This is a genomic window from Nitrosomonas sp. Nm166 (genome assembly GCF_900112825.1).
GTDB lineage: Bacteria > Pseudomonadota > Gammaproteobacteria > Burkholderiales > Nitrosomonadaceae > Nitrosomonas.
The window spans coordinates 1-18,740 of record NZ_FONE01000025.1; the positions used below are offsets into that span (position 1 = coordinate 1).

Consider the following 18,740-nt stretch of genomic DNA (forward strand, 5'->3'; position numbering starts at 1 on the left):
TCGCAATTCTTCTATTGTGCTTGAATTAACTACTAAATCCTTTGCCTGCTCTAACAGTTCTTTACCACTCGCTATACGCGCCATCACAACACTTCCTTTCATAAGTTACGTCTATTATTTCACTTATGAAATAGAAATGGAATAAGATCTTCAACCGGTTTAATTTCCCACCCTTTTGGATTCGTCACCGGATCACCAAACATATCCAGAAAAATGGAGCGGAGGAGTTGGTCGGTGAGGGCTATGGCTTGCTGGCGTTTGCGGCGTATGGCATCGGCCTTGTCCAGTATCGCTGCGATGCGTTTTTGTTCTTTCAGAGGCGGAAGTGGAATTTTTATTTTCTCAACGGCAGCTGGTCTTGCACGAACCAAAGAGCCACCCATGCCGGCGGTTGTATTCATAAACTGACGATGAAAATTATCAGAAGTCAAATAGTGCCTTAGGTAATTTGGGTAAAATTTATCGCTTCTAAAAATTATCCACTCACCAGATCCAATTTGCCGTCGACCTCTTTTTTCAGGTACAACCCAGCAACGCCGTATATGTGGAATAATTTTTGATAAAAGTACATCGTTTATTTCTATGCAAGATTTTGAAGAACCAATTTCACTTCCAGCAAGAACTTCAACTTCACCTCGATCAAATGCTGGAATGCTAAACAAATCGAATACTTCATTTGGTAATTTGGCAGGATTAATAGAACCCCCTCGTTTAGCCATTAACTCACCAGCAGTTATTGTTGACCAATTCACAGCATCCCCCGCAATTCCCTCAAATCCTCCAAAATCTCCGCTTCCAGTGCTTCCAGCTTGTCCAGTATCACCTGAGGCGGCTCGTATTCTACTTGCTGGTATTCGATTTCGCGGTAACGGTTGATCGACAGGTCGTATTTATTGGCGACGATGTCGGTTTTCGGCACGGTGAATGCCCTGGCCTTGCGGTCGGTAAAATCATCTTCTCCAGCTTGATATTGCCGGTAGCGCGCAATGATGTCGGGAATGTCGTTGGCGGCGACCGGTTCGCGTTTGTCGTCCAGGCTAAAACCATCGGCTTGCATGTCGTAGAACCACACTTTGTCGGTGCCGCCGGAGTCAGTGCGGGTGAAGATCAAAATCGCGGTGGAGACGCCGGCGTACGGTTTGAACGCGCCGGACGGCATCGAGATCACGGCGTTGAGCTGGTGTTCTTCCACCAGATTCTGGCGCAGTTGCTGGTGCGCGTTGCTGGAGCCGAACAGCACGCCGTCCGGCACGATGCAAGCACAGCGCCCGCCGGGTTTGAGCTGCTTCAGGAACAGGCTGATGAACAGCAGTTCGGTCTTTTTGGTTTTGCTGACTTGCAACAGATCCTTGGCGGTGCCGTCGAAATCGAGCGAGCCCTTGAACGGCGGATTGGCGAGGATCAGCGTGTATCTATTTCGGTGCTGCGCGTGGCCTTCGCTGAGACTGTCGCGGTTTTCAATCGATGGGTTGTCGATGCCGTGCAGTGTCATGTTCATCGCGCCGATGCGCAGCATCGACGAATCGAAATCGGCGCCGTGGAACATGTGGTGATGAAAATGCTCCTTAAGCTGCTCATCGTGCAGCATGGTTTTGTGGTTGCGCTCCAGATATTCTGCTGCCGCGACCAGGTAACCGCAGGTCCCACAGGCCGGGTCGCCGATGATGTCTTTGGGCGTTGGCGCGGTGAGTTCCACCATCAGCTTGATGATATGCCGCGGCGTGCGGAACTGGCCGTTCTGCCCGGCGGTAGCGATTTTCGACAGCATGTATTCGTACAGATCGCCCTTGGTGTCGCGGTCGTGCATCGGGATGGTATCGATCATGTTGATCACTTTATCCAGCAGCGCCGGGGTTGGGATGATGAATACCGCGTCCTTCATGAAGCGCGTGTAGGCACTACCCGCGCGGCCATTAAGCGATTTGATGAATGGAAATACTTGATCGCGGAACACGTTGAACTTGCGCTCGGGATCGAAATTCTTAAAGTAAGACCAGCGCAGATCGGTCTGGTGGGGTTCGAAAATCGGATTATCGATCGGTGTACCAAGCAAATTGGCCTGGCTTTCCTTCGCGGTATGCAGCTCATCCAACCGTTTGGCGAATAACAAATAGGTGATTTGCTCGATCACCGACAGGGGGTTGGAAATGCCGCCTGACCAGAACGTGTTCCAGATTTGATCGACTTGATTTCTAATGTTACCGGTAATCATACAATCCAACTCTTCCATTCTAAAGAAAGCCGCAGCGTACACCAATTGGTGTAGGAAAGGAATGGATTTTAAGTGTCGTCGGGAAAGCCCTGAAACCAGCTTGTGCTCGGCTTTCAAAGCAAAAATTGTTCGGTGACAAGTATAATTCTGATGTCACCAAAATACTCCGCCTTGAACTATTCATCAAAACGGGCAACTCCAGACACCGATGCAAGATGAAACCTGTATTCACTTTTTGCAGTGGGCCTTGCCACAGATGCAATTACGCTGGCTTGGTTTTCGTCGCGTCAGGAAACAGGTATGTAAACGTATTGGTCAGCGTATCAGGCAGTTAGGTCTTGCGGATGAATTGGCGTATCGTGATTATTTGCATAGCCATGACACTGAATGGCAAACCCTGGCGACCTTGTGTCATGTCACCATCTCGCGCTTTTATCGCGATAAAGTGGTTTTTAATCAGCTTGAAAACGAATTGATCCCGCGGTTATGTGATCAGCTACAGCTGCAAGGTGAGAAAAACTTACACTGCTGGAGCGCAGGCTGTGCCAGAGGGGAGGAGGCCTATAGTCTGGTTTTGCTTTGGTCTTTCATCTTGCAGACGCAATATCCGGAAATTGCGATTTCGATTACTGCCACGGATATTGAACCGATCATGATTCAACAGGCGCGCAAAGCGTGCTATCCGTTTAGTAGCGTAAAGAATTTATCAGCCAAGTGGCGTCAAATGGCGTTTGCGAAAGTCAATGATCACTATTGCCTGCATCCCGTTTATCAGCGCCCAGTCACTTTTTTGCTGGGCGATGTAGAGCAGGCTGTCACCATGCAACCTTATCATCTGGTGCTGTGCCGCAATTTGTTGTTCACCTACTTTAGCCTGGACAGACAAGTGCAATTTCTGCATAAATTACAGACCCAGCTAGCGGAAGGAAGTATATTGGTACTGGGTGCGCATGAGTGCCTGCCTGAAGGAATCAGCGGCTGGTACCAATGGCGGCAACGATTGCCGATTTATATTCGTGAATAGCTGAGATGGTTGGTCAATTGCCGGGGACCAGTGCGCTATGGTTGGTAACCGCGGTATGCTGCAAGGATGGCGGTATGACAACGCGTGAACAGGCAACGTACACCTCATCATAAATCTGCTGGAGCTTGTCAGGGTAGCGCTGTGAAAAGTGGAATGGCACCAACCTGGCAACTTCGGCAGCCATGGCGATTTCACCGCACGCGCGCGTGGTTAAATGGCCAGTCCGCGCTGCCTGTTCGGCGTCTGCTTCGATAAAACGCGCTTCGCAGAAAAAGGTATGGGCGTATTGGGCAAAACTCTGCAGGCGTTGGCGATTGTCCGGGGTGTCGGCAAGATCGGTCGCATAAACCAGCTTCTTGCCGGGTTTGATCAGGGTCAGATCCGCTGCGATATCGGCGACCCGAGCCACCGTTCCGTCAGGCAGGGTGATTATTGCTGTGTCATTTTCAGCCAGCAGGTGATTTTTCAATATTGCCAGCCAAGGCCCTGGCTTCCAGCCGCGTGCTTGCAGAATGTCCTTGCGGATGTTGATCTCCATGGTCGGCTCAAAAGCATAGGCCAGCACCGGTGTGTGATGATCCAGCAGTTGGGCGCGAATACGGAAACCCGTATCTTGCAGAATGATTCCCGCTTGCAATTTGACCTCGTCGAGCTGCACAGCTGTTTTATGGCCTGCCCGCAGACGAAAGCGCAGCAGACGGTCAGCGTGCAATTCCGCTACCTCAAAGCAAGGCGCGCGTTCGGCTACCCGATCCCACAGAATACCTTGCAGGAATCCTGCGATGTGTTGAGCCAATCCTGGAGGACCATATAGACGGCAGGGCGGAAACTGGCCAATCCGTGAACGCAGCAACATCATGAAGCCGCCAATATGGTCGATATGGGCATGGGTGATAAAAACATCCGTTACCTGATGCGCAATGCGTGCTGGCAGGCGCATGCCTTCTCCCAGATCAAACAGCAGGCTACGCCTTTGCTGTCGCAAGCGCACGTGCAATAGCGGATCGCCCAAAATACCATTGACCAGGCAGAAATCAACTGGACCGACACGCCCCATGATGCGCTGCCCGCCATTTTGTTGGGAAGGCTCGGCAGTATCAGGGGGAAGCCGATATTCGATCGGCTCGGCTGCGAACGGGATAGCGGTTTCCATTAGGCCACTGACTGAACGCTGCGCATTCCGGACCAACAAGCTATCTAAGGCTTGCGGTAAGAATGGCAACCTGACAGTCAATTGATTGCCTTGCAAGCGCCTCACTTCGGCCATGAGCTGGGTCTGATTGTGATTCAACAGCGCAACCTGCCTGCCTATCCAGCTACTTGCTTCGCCCAATGGGGGCGGTGTGCCGATGATATTGAGTTGATCGAGATCGAGCGTGTGTTCAATATTGTTCTCAAGATAGCTATCCCAAAGCTGAGTGCGCTGGCGGGCGCGGTTGCGTTTGCCCGGTCGTCTGGCCTCTGGGCTGGCATGGACGACATACAGCTGGGTTGTCAAGGTTCGCAGCTCATCAAGCAGTGCCGGTGGGCGATCAGCCGCAGTCAGGGCGAGCACCGCATCCGCGGCCACCACCTCGAATAAGCCCTGCAGCAATTCGCTGCCGGCAACACCCCGTACGACGCCGGGAGTATCGATTAGCAGTACGCTGTTATCCAGTGTTTGTGACTGCATGAGGCGCCGCACGGCTAAAACCAGCGGGAGGCGAAAGCGACCTGCATCGAGACTACAGATGGCTTCGTAAGTGCAAACCTGCCAGCCATCCAACTGCCATCTGGCGAGAGAAACAGTGCCAGGAAGACCAAAGGCGGGTGAGCCAGGGTCGGCACAAAGGCAGTAACAGCTTTGAGTCGCCTTCTCAAGTTCATGCGCCAACTGCGCTGCTAACGTCGATTTGCCGGTGCCAGGTGGGCCATGCAGCAATATTCGCTGCTTTTGCTTTAGTGCGATGTTAGCGATATCAACTGCACAATAGGCTAGAGTGGGTAAATCAGGTTTAGTATCGCGTGCATGCATTTTTATTCCTCATGCGTTTGATAAGATAACATCTGATTTTTCGATGTACTCTATTTCAAAAGCTTATTATGCTGTGTGCAACTAGATAAGAATTGATCAGAGTCGGGTCGTACAATCCACATCGTTGAACAAACAATTTTTTGAAGACGGCAAGCGTTTCAGGGCTCAGGTCCTTGCTTCAATAAAAGCTGTGAATAAGCTCTGAAATAGCTTGTAGCTTGCGCAATGCATGGGCAGTTGTAAAGCTTGCAATTAAAAAGTCCAGTGCGCCATCTAAGGAAGGGGAATGTCGCACTGGAACTGGGAGTGATCTTCCAGCCATCCGACTACACATTAATGTGCTGGCTGGTGCGGCATTGTCCAGAAAATTGAAACTGACGGGTGGCATTATCTGTTTACTAGCCAGCATACATCTGTGCGATAACGCACATATCAATATTTTTATTTATTGTTATGCTATTTTTATTTAGAGCCGATGAGTATCTGGCTGTAATGCATTAACGAGGGCTACTAGGGCTTTGTACGAAACTGAACAATATCTGCAGATTTTTTATTATTATCAAACCCGCATATTTCGCGTTGCTTGTTAGCAGATTTTAATCGCAGCATATGAAGTGGTGAAGCAGAAGATGGTTGACTAAAATATCCACTTGATAATCCGCATAATTTCTCACAATCACTGGGGCCTAATTCGAGCGCAGACAGAACGGTTTCTTTGGTGAGACCACCTTCTGATATCAGTAGATCGACTGCTCTTGGCAATAAGCGAATAGGTTCAAAATCTATCTCATCATCCAGTGGCTCTCCCTTCCTCCAGCCTCTTGCGCTATAGTTCTTCCAGAGCCTCGTTGTATACTCATCATCTATGATGCCAAGTTGCCTGCATCGCACGATCATAGCGGCAACTGAAATCTTCCATCGTGGCTTAAGAGTGATAAAGGTATCAAGATTAGGTTGCATTACCTCTGCTGCAAATGATTCACCGGGCAATAAGAATGCTCCGGCAAACAGATGTGCTTGACGCTCTAATTCCTGATATCGTTTAAAGAATTCTAGGTTATTAACTGACTTATGAAGGACAAGATGGCCTAGTTCGTGCGCAGCATCAAAACGATTCCGCACGCCATTGGCTTTATCAGCAGCCAGAAAAACATATGGGCGATGATCAGTATTAAACCATCTCGAAGCACCATCCATTTTTGTAAAGCCAAGTTCTTCTCGTACACAAATTACTCCGGCATTTTCTAGTGCTAGCACAACATCTGAAATTGGCCCTAATCCAAGTTTCCATTCTTTTCGAACGTTTGACGCCATTTGCTCAATTTCAGTATCAGAAATATTCCGATGATCTGTCTTTTCTATACTTGGGATATTCACGATAGGCCAATCGATCCAATGTTGGATAGCAATGCTCAACTCGTTGAGCCATTCCAGGCGAATTTGGGCGATAGATTGAGCTTCCTTGGTAATAGTCGCAGTACTACGAAAGAAACAAACCTGATTACCATAGACAGGTATTTTCTTCAAAAACCATGAAGCGGGAATACCCAGGCACGATGCTAAGCGATCAAGTGCATCGGACTCAGGGGCTTGACTCCCCTTTTCCCATTTGGATATGGTTCCAGAAGATTTGCCGACCATGGTTGATAAAGCAACTTGCGTTAATCCTCGACACAAACGAGCCTGTAGCAGTCGCCCCGATTGAAATCCAGTTACACCTGTTCTCATGATTTAGTTTCATTATCGCTAAGTTGCTTTTTCAATTTAGCCCACGCCAGATCTGGTACCTTAATTTCTGCAGGTAGATTATAAGCTGCCAGAATTTCAGTTACAGGTACTAGGAGGTGCCAATTGCTCAGATCAGTATAGGGAACGCCTACCATTATATTTGAAGGCACTGATTGTGGTTCGAAGCTCGGTGGATTTACCGTAACAATAAAGCAACCCATGCCATCAGGGGATATTTCTGCAGGTTGCTCAAAAAATGATAAGTTAATTGATTCAAACCTAAGATTAGCCTTTGCAATAGCGTATCTGCATTTGGATGGACGAGGTCTGTTGCAATGAAATGGCACACTCACGCGCCCAAAATAAATACCATCAGCAACTACGAGAGGATATCCATCGCCCTTGGGATTGATGTAAAGTGATTGGGGGATCAATCCGGCATCTGATGCACTGACTCTAAGTGCCCTATTTAAACCAAAATGACGTAGCTGGCCACGAACTCTAGAACGCTCAGGTTCCTCATATCTCTTCGCAATCTGATGCGCCATAAAATATTCACTTTCCATTAACTCTACTGTCCGAGTAAAGAAAAAGGATGGGACATGCTTAATAATATATTGAATCAAATTAATTCTCATAATTTCTTATTAGGAATATTCGTAATATGGATTTTACTCATGAAATTATTCGTTATCAAATGTAATTATGAAATTAATAGCTGTAATATATTGCCGGGTGACTAAAACGCAACAAAGGGCTAGCTCATGCAATATGAATAGTAAAACTTGCTAAATGAAAAAGTGAAAAAGTATTGCCTGTTTTTTATTAATTTGAGAAACGGAGCTTCCCTCTATAGAATGAAATCTCAATCATTCCTGGCCCAGCCAGGCGGAAGCGATTTCTTCGGTTTTGGAGTGAATTCAAGGTAACACTTGAAAGGGTTTCTATAGATAGGTACATTCGCTTGCAAAATCGCGAAGTAGAGAGAGGAGGAGTTAGAATTCTACAGCTGGAGCTATAGGCCATCCGGTTAGGCAAATTTTTATGAGCGGGAGTACTGGGAGAGATGATGAAATTTTCCTTATTGTTATGATGCTTGATACATACACAACATCAGGAAAGTAATATAAGATTAAAATTGTTCAGTATATTGCATAAACTTTAAGCAATATGAATGATAAAAAACCACAGCAATATTTTTTGATATAGCCTTTGGTGGTAAATGAATAATAAAATTATTTATTATTCAAAGGCTTGTTAATTATGGATGGTGCCCAGAAGAGGACTCGAACCTCCACACCCGAAGGCACATGGACCTGAACCATGCGCGTCTACCAATTCCGCCATCTGGGCAATAAGGCAACCAGGTCAGGCTGCTAGAAACGCGTAATTCTATAGGAAATCACTGTTTTGTCAAATAAGAAGAATCAAAAAATGCGCGATCTCGATCCTTATCTCGAGCGTGAGAAAGAGCGTTATAAACACCCCTTGCCAAGCCGTGAATATATTTTGCAGATTCTGAAACAGCAGGGGATTCCGATTGCCGAGCAGGTACTACAGAAGCTGCTGTCGATTACCAAAAAAGAAATCGAGCTGTTTAATCGCCGATTAACAGCAATGATTCGTGAGGGCCAGATTTTCCGCAACCGGAAAGGCGATATCTGCGTGATGGAAAAGCTGGATTTGATCAAAGGCAAGGTTCAAGGTCACGCAGATGGGTTTGGCTTTCTGATTCCCGATGACGGCAGTGTGGATTTGTATCTGAGTGCTAAAGAAATGCACAAGGCCTTGCATGGTGATCGGGTCCTAGTGCGTGAAATTGGATTAGACCGCCGAGGACGCAGAGAAGCGGCCATTGTGGAAGTACTGGAATATGCCAATACTCAGTTGGTAGGTCGCTTGCATATTGATCATGGTATTTTGTTTGTGGTGGCTGAAAATAAACGCATCAGTCAGGATATTCTGATTGCCAAAGAGCACTCGTTAAAAGCTAAAGCCAATCAGGTTGTGATGGTGGAAATTATCCAGCAGCCAACTAAATATGCACAACCCATTGGTAGAATTATCGAAATCCTTGGGGATTACACGGCGCCAGGAATGGAAATTGAAATCGCGTTACGTAAACACGACCTTCCGCATGTGTTTCCTCCGGAAATCGAAAAGCTTTCGATCAAATTTCCCAAAACTGTATTAAAAAAAGACTTGGCGGGACGCAAGGATATTTGCCATTTACCTCTGGTAACGATTGATGGCGAGACGGCGCGTGATTTTGACGATGCTGTTTTTTGTGAGAAAGAAGGTAAGGGATACCGGCTATACGTGGCGATCGCAGATGTCAGTCACTATGTCAAGCCGCAGGATGCGATTGACCAGGAAGCGTTGAATCGGGGCAATTCCGTTTATTTTCCACGCCGTGTGATTCCGATGTTACCTGAAGTTTTATCGAATGAATTATGCTCACTCAATCCGAATAAGAAACGGCTCTGTATGGTCTGTGAGATCCAATTCCAGGTAAATGGCAGTATGCTCGATTATGCTTTTTATCCGGCGGTAATGCGTTCGCATGCACGCCTGACTTATACCAAAGTAACCGCGATGCTGACTGATCCGAAAGGCCCGGAAGCCAGGGAACATGCAGCGCTGCTACCGCATTTGCAAACTGTCTATAAATTATTCAAAGCCCTACTTAAAGCACGCAAGAAACGCGGTGCGATTGACTTTGAAACCATTGAGACGCAGATGTTTTTTAATGATCAGGGGAAAATCGACAAGATTGAACCGGTACAACGGACTGAGGCGCACCGCTTGATTGAAGAATGCATGCTGGCGGCTAATGTATGCGCGGCGGATTTTCTGCAAAAACATGGCCAAACCACGCTTTATCGGATCCATGAAGATCCGTCTGCCGAGAAAATTGAAGCCTTGCGCAATTTTCTCAAGGAGTTTGGCATTCAATTAGGCGGCAAAAATAAACCCAGCGCCAAAGATTATGCACAGACATTGCTTGAAATATACAAGAGGCCGGATGCGCAATTACTGCAAACGGTGATGTTAAGATCTTTGCAGCAAGCTGTTTACAGTCCGGATCTTACCGGGCATTTTGGACTTGCGTATGACGCCTATACTCACTTCACTTCGCCAATTCGCCGTTATCCCGATTTATTGGTCCATCGCGCGATTAGGGCAGTATTGGATGACAAAACCTATCACCCAGACGACTGGCAGGAATTGGGCAACCATTGCTCAATGACCGAGCGCCGTGCTGATGAGGCAACGCGCGATGTCGAATCCTGGCTCAAATGCTTTTATATGCAGGATAAGATCGGCGAATGTTTTGACGGTGTAGTCAGCAGTGTGACGGCTTTTGGATTATTCGTGGCTTTGGATAATGTGTATGTGGAAGGGCTTGTGCATATTTCTGAGTTGCCAAGTGATTATTTTCATTTTGATGCCACTAAACATATGTTGCTGGGGGAACGCAGTGGTAAGCAATACCGCCTCGGCGACCGATTGCATGTTCAATTGGTTCGTGTTGATTTGGAGACCAGCAAAATTGATTTTGTGCTGGCAGAGTCAGACCTAAAGTTAGGCCGTTCCAAGTCAAGGACTTCATCCAGAAGTAAGAAATCGCCTTAGTTTCTGAATTGTTTTACAATACGCAGATGACAGAGAAATGCGCACGAGAAACTTCGAGTCCAACAGCGGGGTGCTGCTTTTTTCATCAAAGATCTCTCATGCTAAGCTAAGCTTGAAAAAGTTTTTGTTTTATTAACAAAGAACTATGTCCAGCACTCGCCTTATCTTTGGTTTTCATGCAGTGACCAGTCGTTTGCGACAAAATCCCGATAGCATTAAAGAAATATTCATCGATACTGCACGAGATGATCAGCGCGCACGCAGCTTAATCAATCTTGCCGAAACCCGGAAAATTCAGTTGACCCCCTGCGAAGGGTCGAGGCTGGCGAATATGACTGGCACCAATCGTCATCAGGGCGTCGTGGCCAATATCGACAGTGCGCGCAATTATATAGATATCGACGATGTTCTGGAAACACTGACTGAGCCTGCGCGGTTATTGGTATTGGATGGCATTCAGGATCCGCACAACTTGGGTGCTTGTTTGCGTGTCGCGGACGCTTTTGGCGTGCATGCGGTGATTGCCCCAAAAGACCGAGCAGTAGGGGTGACTGCAACAGTTTACAAAGTTTCCAGTGGTGCTGCTGACACTGTGCCTTTTATCGCAGTTACTAATTTATCCCGTACGCTTAAGCAATTAAAAGAACACGGTATCTGGATTATTGGCACGGCGGAAAATGCAGACTATGATCTGACGCATTTTCAAATTAAAGGACCTATTGCATGGGTATTTGGCTCTGAAGAAAAAGGGCTACGGCGTTTAACACGCGAAGCCTGCGATCAGTTGGTGCGTATTCCGATGCTGGGCAGTGTCGAGAGTTTGAACGTGGCTGTCAGCGTCGGCATCTGTCTTTTTGAAACGCATCGCCAGCAGCAGTGAGTAACCTGATCAGACAGGCACATCTTATGCCATCAATCTATTTTAATAAAAATATCAAGATATATATATTCCAATCATGAACTTATCCGCTGTTCCCCATTTTAAAACACACTTTGCCGAACTTTTTCATGTGGCAGCCAGTAACATCACTTCCCTGGATGCCGCTATGCGCATTGAATTGTCGCGTACCAAGCAAGCCAGTCATGGGGATTATTCGTGTAATCTTGCCATGCAATTGGCCAAGCAGTTAGGTAAAAATCCACGTGAAGTCGCGCAGTTACTGATCGATAAGATGCCGGTTTCGCCTTATGTCGAGAAGATTGAAGTGGCGGGTGCAGGGTTTATTAATCTGTTCCTGAAAAATTCTACCAAGCAGCAGCATTTGCATTACGTGTTACAAAGTAAGGATGCGTTTGGTAGTAGTAATTTTGGTCAAGGAAAAAAAATACAGGTGGAATTTGTGTCAGCCAACCCAACCGGGCCATTACATGTTGGCCATGGACGCGGGGCAGCGATCGGTGCGAGTCTTGCCAATATATTGAAAGCGGCTGGTTTTGACGTATCCCGTGAATTCTACGTGAATGATGCAGGGCGGCAAATGGATATATTGACGCTATCCACTTGGCTGCGTTATCTGGAATTGAATGATATTCATATTGCCTTTCCGGCTAACGCCTATCAGGGAGACTATGTAAAAGCCATGGCAAAACTGATCCATCAGGCACATGCGCAACGTTATGTACATCAGCCGGATTTATTATTGGATGGTCTACCTGCTATTGCCCGTGAAACGTCTGTAGATACTGACGAACAGTTGGATCAACTGATTGCGAATACAAAAAAAATACTCGGGCAGGATTATGCGTATATTCACAATTTTGTCCTGACAGAGCAATTGGGTGATTGCCGCAATGATTTGATGGAATTCGGCGTGGAATTCGATGTCTGGTTTTCAGAACAATCGTTGTATGATAATGGTTTGGTGGCACACGCCATTGAATTGCTAGAGAAAAAGCATCACTTATATCACCAAGACGGCGCCACCTGGTTTCGTTCAACTGACTTCGGCGATGAGAAAGATCGTGTCGTGCAACGGGAAAATGGGCAATTTACTTATTTTGCATCGGATATCGCTTACCATCTGAATAAATTTGAGCGCGGCTTTGACCAGGTAATCAATATTTGGGGAGCTGATCATCATGGCTATATTGCCCGGGTAAAAGGCGCCTTACGGGCGCTGGAACTGGACCCGACGAAACTGGAGATTGCTCTGGTGCAGTTTGCGGTGCTCTACCGTAATGGCAAAAAAGCCTCCATGTCGACCCGTTCCGGCGAGTTTGTCACATTGCGGGAATTGCGCCAGGAAGTCGGCAAAGATGCTGCACGATTCTTTTATGTCATGCGCAAAAGCGATCAGCATTTGGACTTTGATTTGGATCTGGCCAAATCGCAAAGTACAGATAACCCGGTTTATTATGTACAGTACGCGCATGCGCGCGTTTGCAGCGTGCTGGCCCAGTGGGATGGTGATATCGATGATTTGAAAGATGCCGATATGAACGCATTGTCCAGTCCTACAGAACTGGCTTTGCTGCAAAGAATCATTGATTTTCCTGATGCCATCGAGGCGGCCGCCAAGGAATATTCACCGCATCTAATTGCTTTTTATCTCAGAGAGCTGGCCAGTGAATTTCACAGTTACTATAATTCCACGCGCTTCCTGGTACCTGACATTTCATTGTTGCACGCGCGTTTGGCACTCGTTGCATCCATCCGTCAGATATTGAATAATGGTCTTAGGTTACTGGGCGTTAGCGCACCTGAGAAAATGTGATCGAATTAATATAGAAAGGTATTCATGAGTCGAGATTATAAATCCCGGAAGTCTTCAAAATCGCATGAAAAAAGCGGCTCAGCGTTTCTGGGGGGATTCGTTGGTTACGCACTGGGTCTGATGAGTGCAATTGGCATATGGCTATATCTTAACTATGCGCCCAGTCCATTTTTGCCGAACGAAAAAACTGCCCGTTTATCAGAGAAAAGTGAAACACGTCCGGTGCCAGAGCAAGCAAAAACACCCCCTAATCCGATTCAAGAAGAACCATTAAGCACAGCCGAAGAAAAGCCCCGGTTCGATTTTTATAAAATACTCCCTGGCATTGATGAGCCGGAAATTGATCCCAGAAGTAAACAAACTGATGAGCGACCTACTCAGCCCCCCATAACTGCCAAAATTCCGGAAAGTAGCAGCAAGCCGGTTGAGACTGTTCGGCAAGCCGCTCCAATTCAGCCCATGCCAGTTCAACCTACTCCAACACAACCAAGCGTCGTTTTGGCTGAAACTAAGCAGCATACTGTTTCCATTCCATCGCGCAATCTTCCGGCCGAGACTGTGCAGCAATCAGCAGCACCGCAAACTAAAAATACAAAACCGATTGAGAAATATTTTCTTCAAGCTGGATCATTCAGAAAAAATGATGATGCAGAAAATTTAAAAGCAAGGCTCGCATTACTTGGTGTGTTGGCATCTGTGCAACCAATTGATTTGGCAGAAAAAGGGATCTGGTATAGAGTGCGCGTCGGCCCTTTTACAAAAAAAGAAGATGTTGATGAAACCAGCGCTTCTCTTAGAGAAAATGGAATAGCCACCCAATTTATTAAAGCACCTTAATATTTCAGCAAACTATTGATTAGAAATCTTGCAGAGTTTCTTATAGAAAGAATGCAATCACATATCTATTAACTTGTTTAAGGAGTTAAAATGAATCGACTCAAACTTTTCGCATTTAGCTTTTTATTGCTGAGCTTTGGATTAATCAATAGTTGGAGTGTGCATGCTGAAATCGTTAAGGGCAAAGATTATACAGTTCTGACTAATCCCCAGTCGACCCAGGATAGTACTAAAATTGAAGTGCTGGAGTTTTTCTGGTATGGCTGTCCGCACTGTTATAGCTTGCATCCACACCTTAAAACCTGGTTGATGAATAAACCCAGTGATGTTGATTTCCATTATGTGCCAGCGATTTTCCGGCCGAACTGGGTAGCGGCTGCAAAAATATTTTATGCGCTAAGTGTCATCGGCATGACAGATTCTCTGCATGATAATGTCTATGATGCTATTCATCGCGACAAAATTGATTTGAATAGTGAAGCTATATTGTTTGATTGGATTGAGAAGCAAGGCGTCGATAGGAAAAAATTTGAGAACGCTTATAATTCGTTTGCTGTACAAAATCAGGTGGCGAGATCCACGCAAATGTCCAGGCAGTATCAGTTAACGGGTGTTCCTGCACTGGTAATTAATGGGAAGTACCTCACTAGCGGTAAAATGGGCGGCACGCCGCATGACACGATCAAGATTTTGGAAATGCTTATTGAAAAAGCACGTCAAGAAAAACAAGGAAAATAGTTGTGTGCGGGTAGTTTTCATTCGTGATACGGCTCTTTATTGATTGAAATATTCAGATAAAACATGGCAACAAACAAGATTATTTTTGGAGCAGGTTGTTTTTGGGGAGTCGAAGCGGCTTTTCGTCGCGTCAAAGGTGTCACTAACGTTACCTGTGGATATTCTGGCGGGCATACTGAGAATCCTACTTATGAATCAGTATGTAGCAATACCACCGGTCATATTGAAGTGGTTATGGTGGAATACGATCCGGCAGAAGTAAGTGTTGAAACCCTGCTGGAAAATTTTTGGAACTGCCATAACCCTACTACCCAGGATCGACAAGGCCCCGACATTGGAACGCAATACCGCTCGGTGATCTTTTATTTCACACCTGAACAAGAAACAGCTGCCAAAGAATCCATGCATCGGCTACAACGTAGTGGGCGCTGGCAAGATCCAGTGGTAACAAAGCTTCTACCTGCCCCCCAATTTTACGTTGCTGAAGAATATCATCAAAACTATTTTAAGAAGCACGGGATTCATTAGCCTTTTTATTAACTTAAATGACTAACACTGCAGGTTGCTTGTTTGTTATCAGTGCACCTTCCGGTACTGGAAAAACCAGTCTGGTCAGAGCACTGCTCCAATCAGATCTCAATCTGAATCTATCGATTTCGCACACCACTCGTCCACCTCGCTCTGAAGAAGTGAATGGTCGAGACTATCATTTCGTCAGTAAAGATACCTTTCAGCAGATGCTTGTCAGTGGAGAATTTCTGGAAAGTGCGGAAGTTTATGGCAATCTGTATGGTACTTCGCAGCGATGGGTTAATGAGGTCATCGCGTCCGGACAAGATATTCTGCTTGAAATCGATTGTCAGGGGGCTAGGCAAATACAACGAATCTTTCCTCAATCTGTGGGGATTTTTATCCTTCCTCCTTCAGTTAACAGTCTGGCAATTCGCTTAAAAACACGCGCGCAAGATAATCCAGAAATCATTCAGAAAAGACTTGCTGCAGCACGTGAGGAAGTCAGCCATATCGCAGAGTTCGATTATATTGTTATCAACAACGAACTGGATGAGGCTCTCAGAGATCTGATCTGTATTATTAAAGCTGAGCGTTTGAAAAAAGAACATCAAGTGATTAAGCATCATGCATTAATCGCTCAATTGACATAATCAGTTTCTGTTTATTTACAAATGGTATTATTTTCTCTTTTTATTGTAAAATTTACCCTAATTCATAACCAACCAACCAAGACAAATACTTATTATGGCACGGATTACTGTTGATGATTGTTTGAAGAGAATCCCTAATCGATTTGATATGACCCTGGTGGCTACAGCACGCGCCAGGCAGTTGGCCATTGGTTCTGCGCCGATGGTGGAGTCAGCACGGGATAAACCAACCGTTATAGCGCTACGCGAGGTAGCGTTAGGAAAAGTAGGGCTGGACATCCTTAACCCGAAAAACATGTAATGCGAATCTGATATTCCTAAAGTACACGCTATGCATTAAGTCTCTAGTCGGTATCCTGATCATCAGTCAGGTATCAATTAATGCATAGCATCACTGTTTCCCCGGTATTAAAAACTCAGTTGCTGAATTAAGCAGGAATTCTTACTTTTCTAGGTAAATCCCGGCATATAATCATAGCCGGACTCTGTTGAGGAAATTAATAGCGTATCTTAAACAGATCTGCGATTCACAGTTATTTTGAAAAAAATACTTTAAGCGCATCAAAATCTATGTCTGAAGCAGAACTTCTATTTTCCGAGGTATCCCAATATCTTAAGCCTGAAGATATTGCTCAACTTAGAAATGCGTATTCATTCGGCCAAGGGGCTCATTCCGGGCAGTTCCGTAAATCGGGCGAACCTTATATTTCACATCCCATAGCAGTAGCCAGGATTCTCGGTACATTACATCTGGATGTACCGACGCTGATAGCCGCGTTATTGCATGACGTTGTAGAAGACACCGATATTTCTAAAGCCGAAATTGGTGAAAGATTTGGTGAATCAGTGGCGGAACTGGTGGATGGCGTTTCCAAGCTTGCCAAAATTGAATTCCAGACACAAGAAGAAGCGCAAGCTGAGAATTTCCGCAAAATGTTGCTGGCTATGGCGCGGGATGCTCGAGTCATACTGATAAAATTGGCTGATCGGTTACATAATATGCGAACCCTGGAAGCCATGGATCCCGAAAAACAGCACAGCATCGCCCGTGAAACGCTCGAAATTTATGCACCCATTGCTCATCGTTTAGGACTCAATAATATTTTTCAAGAGTTACAGGAACTGGGCTTTCGGTATTCTTACCCGACACGCTATAAGGTGCTGGTGAAGGCAACCAAGGCCGCCAGGGGTAATCGGCGCGAAGTGGTTGGAAAAATTCTTGAAGCCATCAATCTCAAATTAAAAGAAGCGGGCTTGGATGCCGAAGTAACGGGGCGCGAGAAACATCTTTATAGTATTTATACCAAGATGATAGAAAAACATCTATCGTTTTCGGAGGTGCTCGATATTTATGGTTTTCGCATTATTGTCAAAGACATTCCCTCATGTTATGTCGCACTAGGCATGCTGCACAGCTTATACAAGCCAATCCCCGGTAAGTTTAAAGACTATATTGCAATTCCAAAAAGTAATGGTTATCAATCGTTGCACAGCACGTTACTGGGACCATTCGGTCTACCGATAGAAATACAAATTCGTACTGCCGAGATGCACCGGATCGCTGAGAATGGCGTGGCTTCACATTGGCTTTATAAAAGCACAGATACCGATTTCAATGAATTGCACTTGCAGACCAGTCAATGGCTGCAAAGCTTACTGGAAACGCTCAGTGGTTCTACAGATTCTTCGGAATTTCTTGAACATCTAAAAATTGACTTGTTTCCGGGGGATGTGTATGTTTTCACGCCACAAGGAAAAATTCTAACGTTGCCAAGAGGATCCACCGCTGTCGATTTTGCTTATGCAGTTCATTCCGATATCGGCAATTGCTGTGTGGCGGTTAAAATTAACGGCGAGGATGCACCCTTGCGCACGGTACTCAAAACTGGCGATCGTGTGGAAATCGTCACTGCTCCCTATGCTAAACCTAATCCTGCCTGGCTCAGCTATGTGGCAACCGGAAGGGCGCGCTCACATATTCGCCATTTCCTGAAGAACATTCAATTTGATGAATCGGTTAAACTGGGCGAGCGTATGCTTAATCAGGCATTGCTGACGTTTAATATCAATCCAGACACCATTAGTGCAGCTCAATGGGAGAAATTAGTCCGTGACAGCGCTGTAAAATCCAAGAATGAATTGCTGGCTGAAATGGCGTTGGGTAAACAACTTCCTGCTGTGGTGGCCAAACGCTTGGCCGCACCGGAAGCCATTTCTCGTGAACAAATAGCAGGCCCGGTTACCATCTTGGGAACCGAAGGCGTGACCGTACAGTTTGCCAAATGCTGCCGACCCATTCCAGGTGATGCCATCATTGGAATGATTAAAAAAGATTATGGGCTTATCATTCATACGTACGATTGCCCAAATATCAGCCATAGCCAGAAAAGTTCCGAGAATTATCTGGACGTGACCTGGGGTAAAGACATCAGCAGAACTTTTGAAGCCGGTATCAAGGTAGCCGCAGAAAATAAACAAGGTGTATTAGCCCGGGTTGCTGCTGAGATTGCCAAAGAAGAGTCAAACATTGACGACGTTGCGATGGAAAGCGAGGACGATTACACGGAAATGCGCTTTATCCTGCAAGTGAACAACAGGCAACATCTGGCACAAATCATGCGTAGCTTGAGACACATTAAAGATGTTGCCAGGATCAGTCGGATTAAAGGTTAAT

15 protein-coding genes and 1 tRNA gene are annotated in these 18,740 nt (G+C 46.0%); 10 read left to right on the plus strand and 6 right to left on the minus strand.

The genetic code is table 11. The annotated features are described in order from the left end of the window. Positions 1–119: 119 nt before the first annotated feature. Both BM021_RS15530 and BM021_RS08365 read right to left on the minus strand, forming a co-directional pair. Positions 120–752: a restriction endonuclease subunit S gene (locus BM021_RS15530; protein WP_218147839.1), complete on the minus strand. Its 633-nt coding sequence runs from the start codon at positions 750–752 to the stop codon at positions 120–122. Then, the gene (locus BM021_RS08365; RefSeq protein ID WP_090720587.1) at positions 749–2,212 is read right to left on the minus strand and encodes a type I restriction-modification system subunit M; all 1,464 of its coding nucleotides are present in this window, start codon (positions 2,210–2,212) and stop codon (positions 749–751) included. Before BM021_RS08365 ends, BM021_RS15530 begins: the two co-directional genes overlap by 4 nt. 208 nt (positions 2,213–2,420) lie before the next feature. Between BM021_RS08365 and BM021_RS08370 the strand changes: the two genes are divergently transcribed. Next, complete coding sequence (locus tag BM021_RS08370) at positions 2,421–3,236, plus strand: CheR family methyltransferase (RefSeq protein WP_090720588.1); 816 nt, start codon at positions 2,421–2,423, stop codon at positions 3,234–3,236. A 13-nt stretch (positions 3,237–3,249) separates the two neighbouring features. Here BM021_RS08370 and BM021_RS08375 read toward each other — a convergent pair whose 3' ends face one another. The 4 genes from BM021_RS08375 to BM021_RS08395 all read right to left on the minus strand — a co-directional run bounded on the left by BM021_RS08375 (position 3,250) and on the right by BM021_RS08395 (position 8,331). Then, entirely contained in the window at positions 3,250–5,250 is a 2,001-nt protein-coding gene (locus BM021_RS08375) for a Clp1/GlmU family protein (protein ID WP_090720589.1), read from the minus strand. A 510-nt stretch (positions 5,251–5,760) separates the two neighbouring features. Next, positions 5,761–6,978, minus strand: coding sequence for a helix-turn-helix domain-containing protein (locus tag BM021_RS08385; RefSeq protein WP_090720591.1), 1,218 nt, complete (start codon positions 6,976–6,978; stop codon positions 5,761–5,763). After that, positions 6,975–7,604, minus strand: coding sequence for a hypothetical protein (locus BM021_RS08390; RefSeq protein WP_177186342.1), 630 nt, complete (start codon positions 7,602–7,604; stop codon positions 6,975–6,977). The genes BM021_RS08385 and BM021_RS08390 overlap by 4 nt, the downstream gene beginning before the upstream one ends. Positions 7,605–8,246: 642 nt before the next feature. Then, positions 8,247–8,331 (minus strand) — tRNA-Leu (locus BM021_RS08395). A gap of 81 nt (positions 8,332–8,412) precedes the next feature. Between BM021_RS08395 and rnr the strand changes: the two genes are divergently transcribed. The 9 genes from rnr (at position 8,413) to BM021_RS08440 (ending at position 18,739) form a co-directional block, all read left to right on the plus strand. Continuing rightward, positions 8,413–10,614: a ribonuclease R gene (rnr, locus tag BM021_RS08400; protein WP_371116293.1), complete on the plus strand. Its 2,202-nt coding sequence runs from the start codon at positions 8,413–8,415 to the stop codon at positions 10,612–10,614. 145 nt (positions 10,615–10,759) lie between these two features. Then, positions 10,760–11,494, plus strand: a complete 735-nt coding sequence (gene rlmB / locus BM021_RS08405) for a 23S rRNA (guanosine(2251)-2'-O)-methyltransferase RlmB (protein WP_090720594.1) — start codon at positions 10,760–10,762, stop codon at positions 11,492–11,494. A gap of 76 nt (positions 11,495–11,570) precedes the next feature. After that, a complete protein-coding gene (gene argS, locus BM021_RS08410; protein WP_090720595.1) occupies positions 11,571–13,328 on the plus strand; it encodes an arginine--tRNA ligase in 1,758 nt (585 codons plus the stop codon). 24 nt (positions 13,329–13,352) lie between these two features. Then, a complete protein-coding gene (locus BM021_RS08415; RefSeq protein WP_090720596.1) occupies positions 13,353–14,165 on the plus strand; it encodes an SPOR domain-containing protein in 813 nt (270 codons plus the stop codon). A 90-nt stretch (positions 14,166–14,255) separates the two neighbouring features. Next, on the plus strand, positions 14,256–14,903 hold the full coding sequence (locus BM021_RS08420; RefSeq protein ID WP_090720597.1) for a thiol:disulfide interchange protein DsbA/DsbL: 648 nt from the start codon (positions 14,256–14,258) through the stop codon (positions 14,901–14,903). A 63-nt stretch (positions 14,904–14,966) separates the two neighbouring features. Then, positions 14,967–15,431, plus strand: a complete 465-nt coding sequence (gene msrA / locus BM021_RS08425) for a peptide-methionine (S)-S-oxide reductase MsrA (protein WP_090720598.1) — start codon at positions 14,967–14,969, stop codon at positions 15,429–15,431. 17 nt (positions 15,432–15,448) lie between these two features. Continuing rightward, positions 15,449–16,066: a guanylate kinase gene (gene gmk, locus BM021_RS08430; RefSeq protein ID WP_090720599.1), complete on the plus strand. Its 618-nt coding sequence runs from the start codon at positions 15,449–15,451 to the stop codon at positions 16,064–16,066. Positions 16,067–16,160: 94 nt separating this feature from the next. Next, entirely contained in the window at positions 16,161–16,367 is a 207-nt protein-coding gene (rpoZ, locus tag BM021_RS08435) for a DNA-directed RNA polymerase subunit omega (RefSeq protein ID WP_090720600.1), read from the plus strand. A gap of 269 nt (positions 16,368–16,636) precedes the next feature. Further along, the gene (locus BM021_RS08440; protein ID WP_090720601.1) at positions 16,637–18,739 is read left to right on the plus strand and encodes a RelA/SpoT family protein; all 2,103 of its coding nucleotides are present in this window, start codon (positions 16,637–16,639) and stop codon (positions 18,737–18,739) included. The last annotated feature ends 1 nt before the right edge of the window (position 18,740 follow it).

Coding starts and splice junctions, on each gene's coding strand:
- BM021_RS08420 (WP_090720597.1), top strand. CDS start 14,256: ATGAATCGACTCAAACTTTTCGCATTTAGCTTTTTATTGCTGAGCTTT.
- msrA (WP_090720598.1), top strand. CDS start 14,967: ATGGCAACAAACAAGATTATTTTTGGAGCAGGTTGTTTTTGGGGAGTC.
- BM021_RS08365 (WP_090720587.1), bottom strand. CDS start 2,212: ATGATTACCGGTAACATTAGAAATCAAGTCGATCAAATCTGGAACACG.
- rnr (WP_371116293.1), top strand. CDS start 8,413: ATGCGCGATCTCGATCCTTATCTCGAGCGTGAGAAAGAGCGTTATAAA.
- gmk (WP_090720599.1), top strand. CDS start 15,449: ATGACTAACACTGCAGGTTGCTTGTTTGTTATCAGTGCACCTTCCGGT.
- BM021_RS08415 (WP_090720596.1), top strand. CDS start 13,353: ATGAGTCGAGATTATAAATCCCGGAAGTCTTCAAAATCGCATGAAAAA.
- BM021_RS08375 (WP_090720589.1), bottom strand. CDS start 5,250: ATGCATGCACGCGATACTAAACCTGATTTACCCACTCTAGCCTATTGT.
- BM021_RS08370 (WP_090720588.1), top strand. CDS start 2,421: ATGCAAGATGAAACCTGTATTCACTTTTTGCAGTGGGCCTTGCCACAG.
- rpoZ (WP_090720600.1), top strand. CDS start 16,161: ATGGCACGGATTACTGTTGATGATTGTTTGAAGAGAATCCCTAATCGA.
- BM021_RS08385 (WP_090720591.1), bottom strand. CDS start 6,978: ATGAGAACAGGTGTAACTGGATTTCAATCGGGGCGACTGCTACAGGCT.
- BM021_RS08440 (WP_090720601.1), top strand. CDS start 16,637: ATGTCTGAAGCAGAACTTCTATTTTCCGAGGTATCCCAATATCTTAAG.
- rlmB (WP_090720594.1), top strand. CDS start 10,760: ATGTCCAGCACTCGCCTTATCTTTGGTTTTCATGCAGTGACCAGTCGT.
- argS (WP_090720595.1), top strand. CDS start 11,571: ATGAACTTATCCGCTGTTCCCCATTTTAAAACACACTTTGCCGAACTT.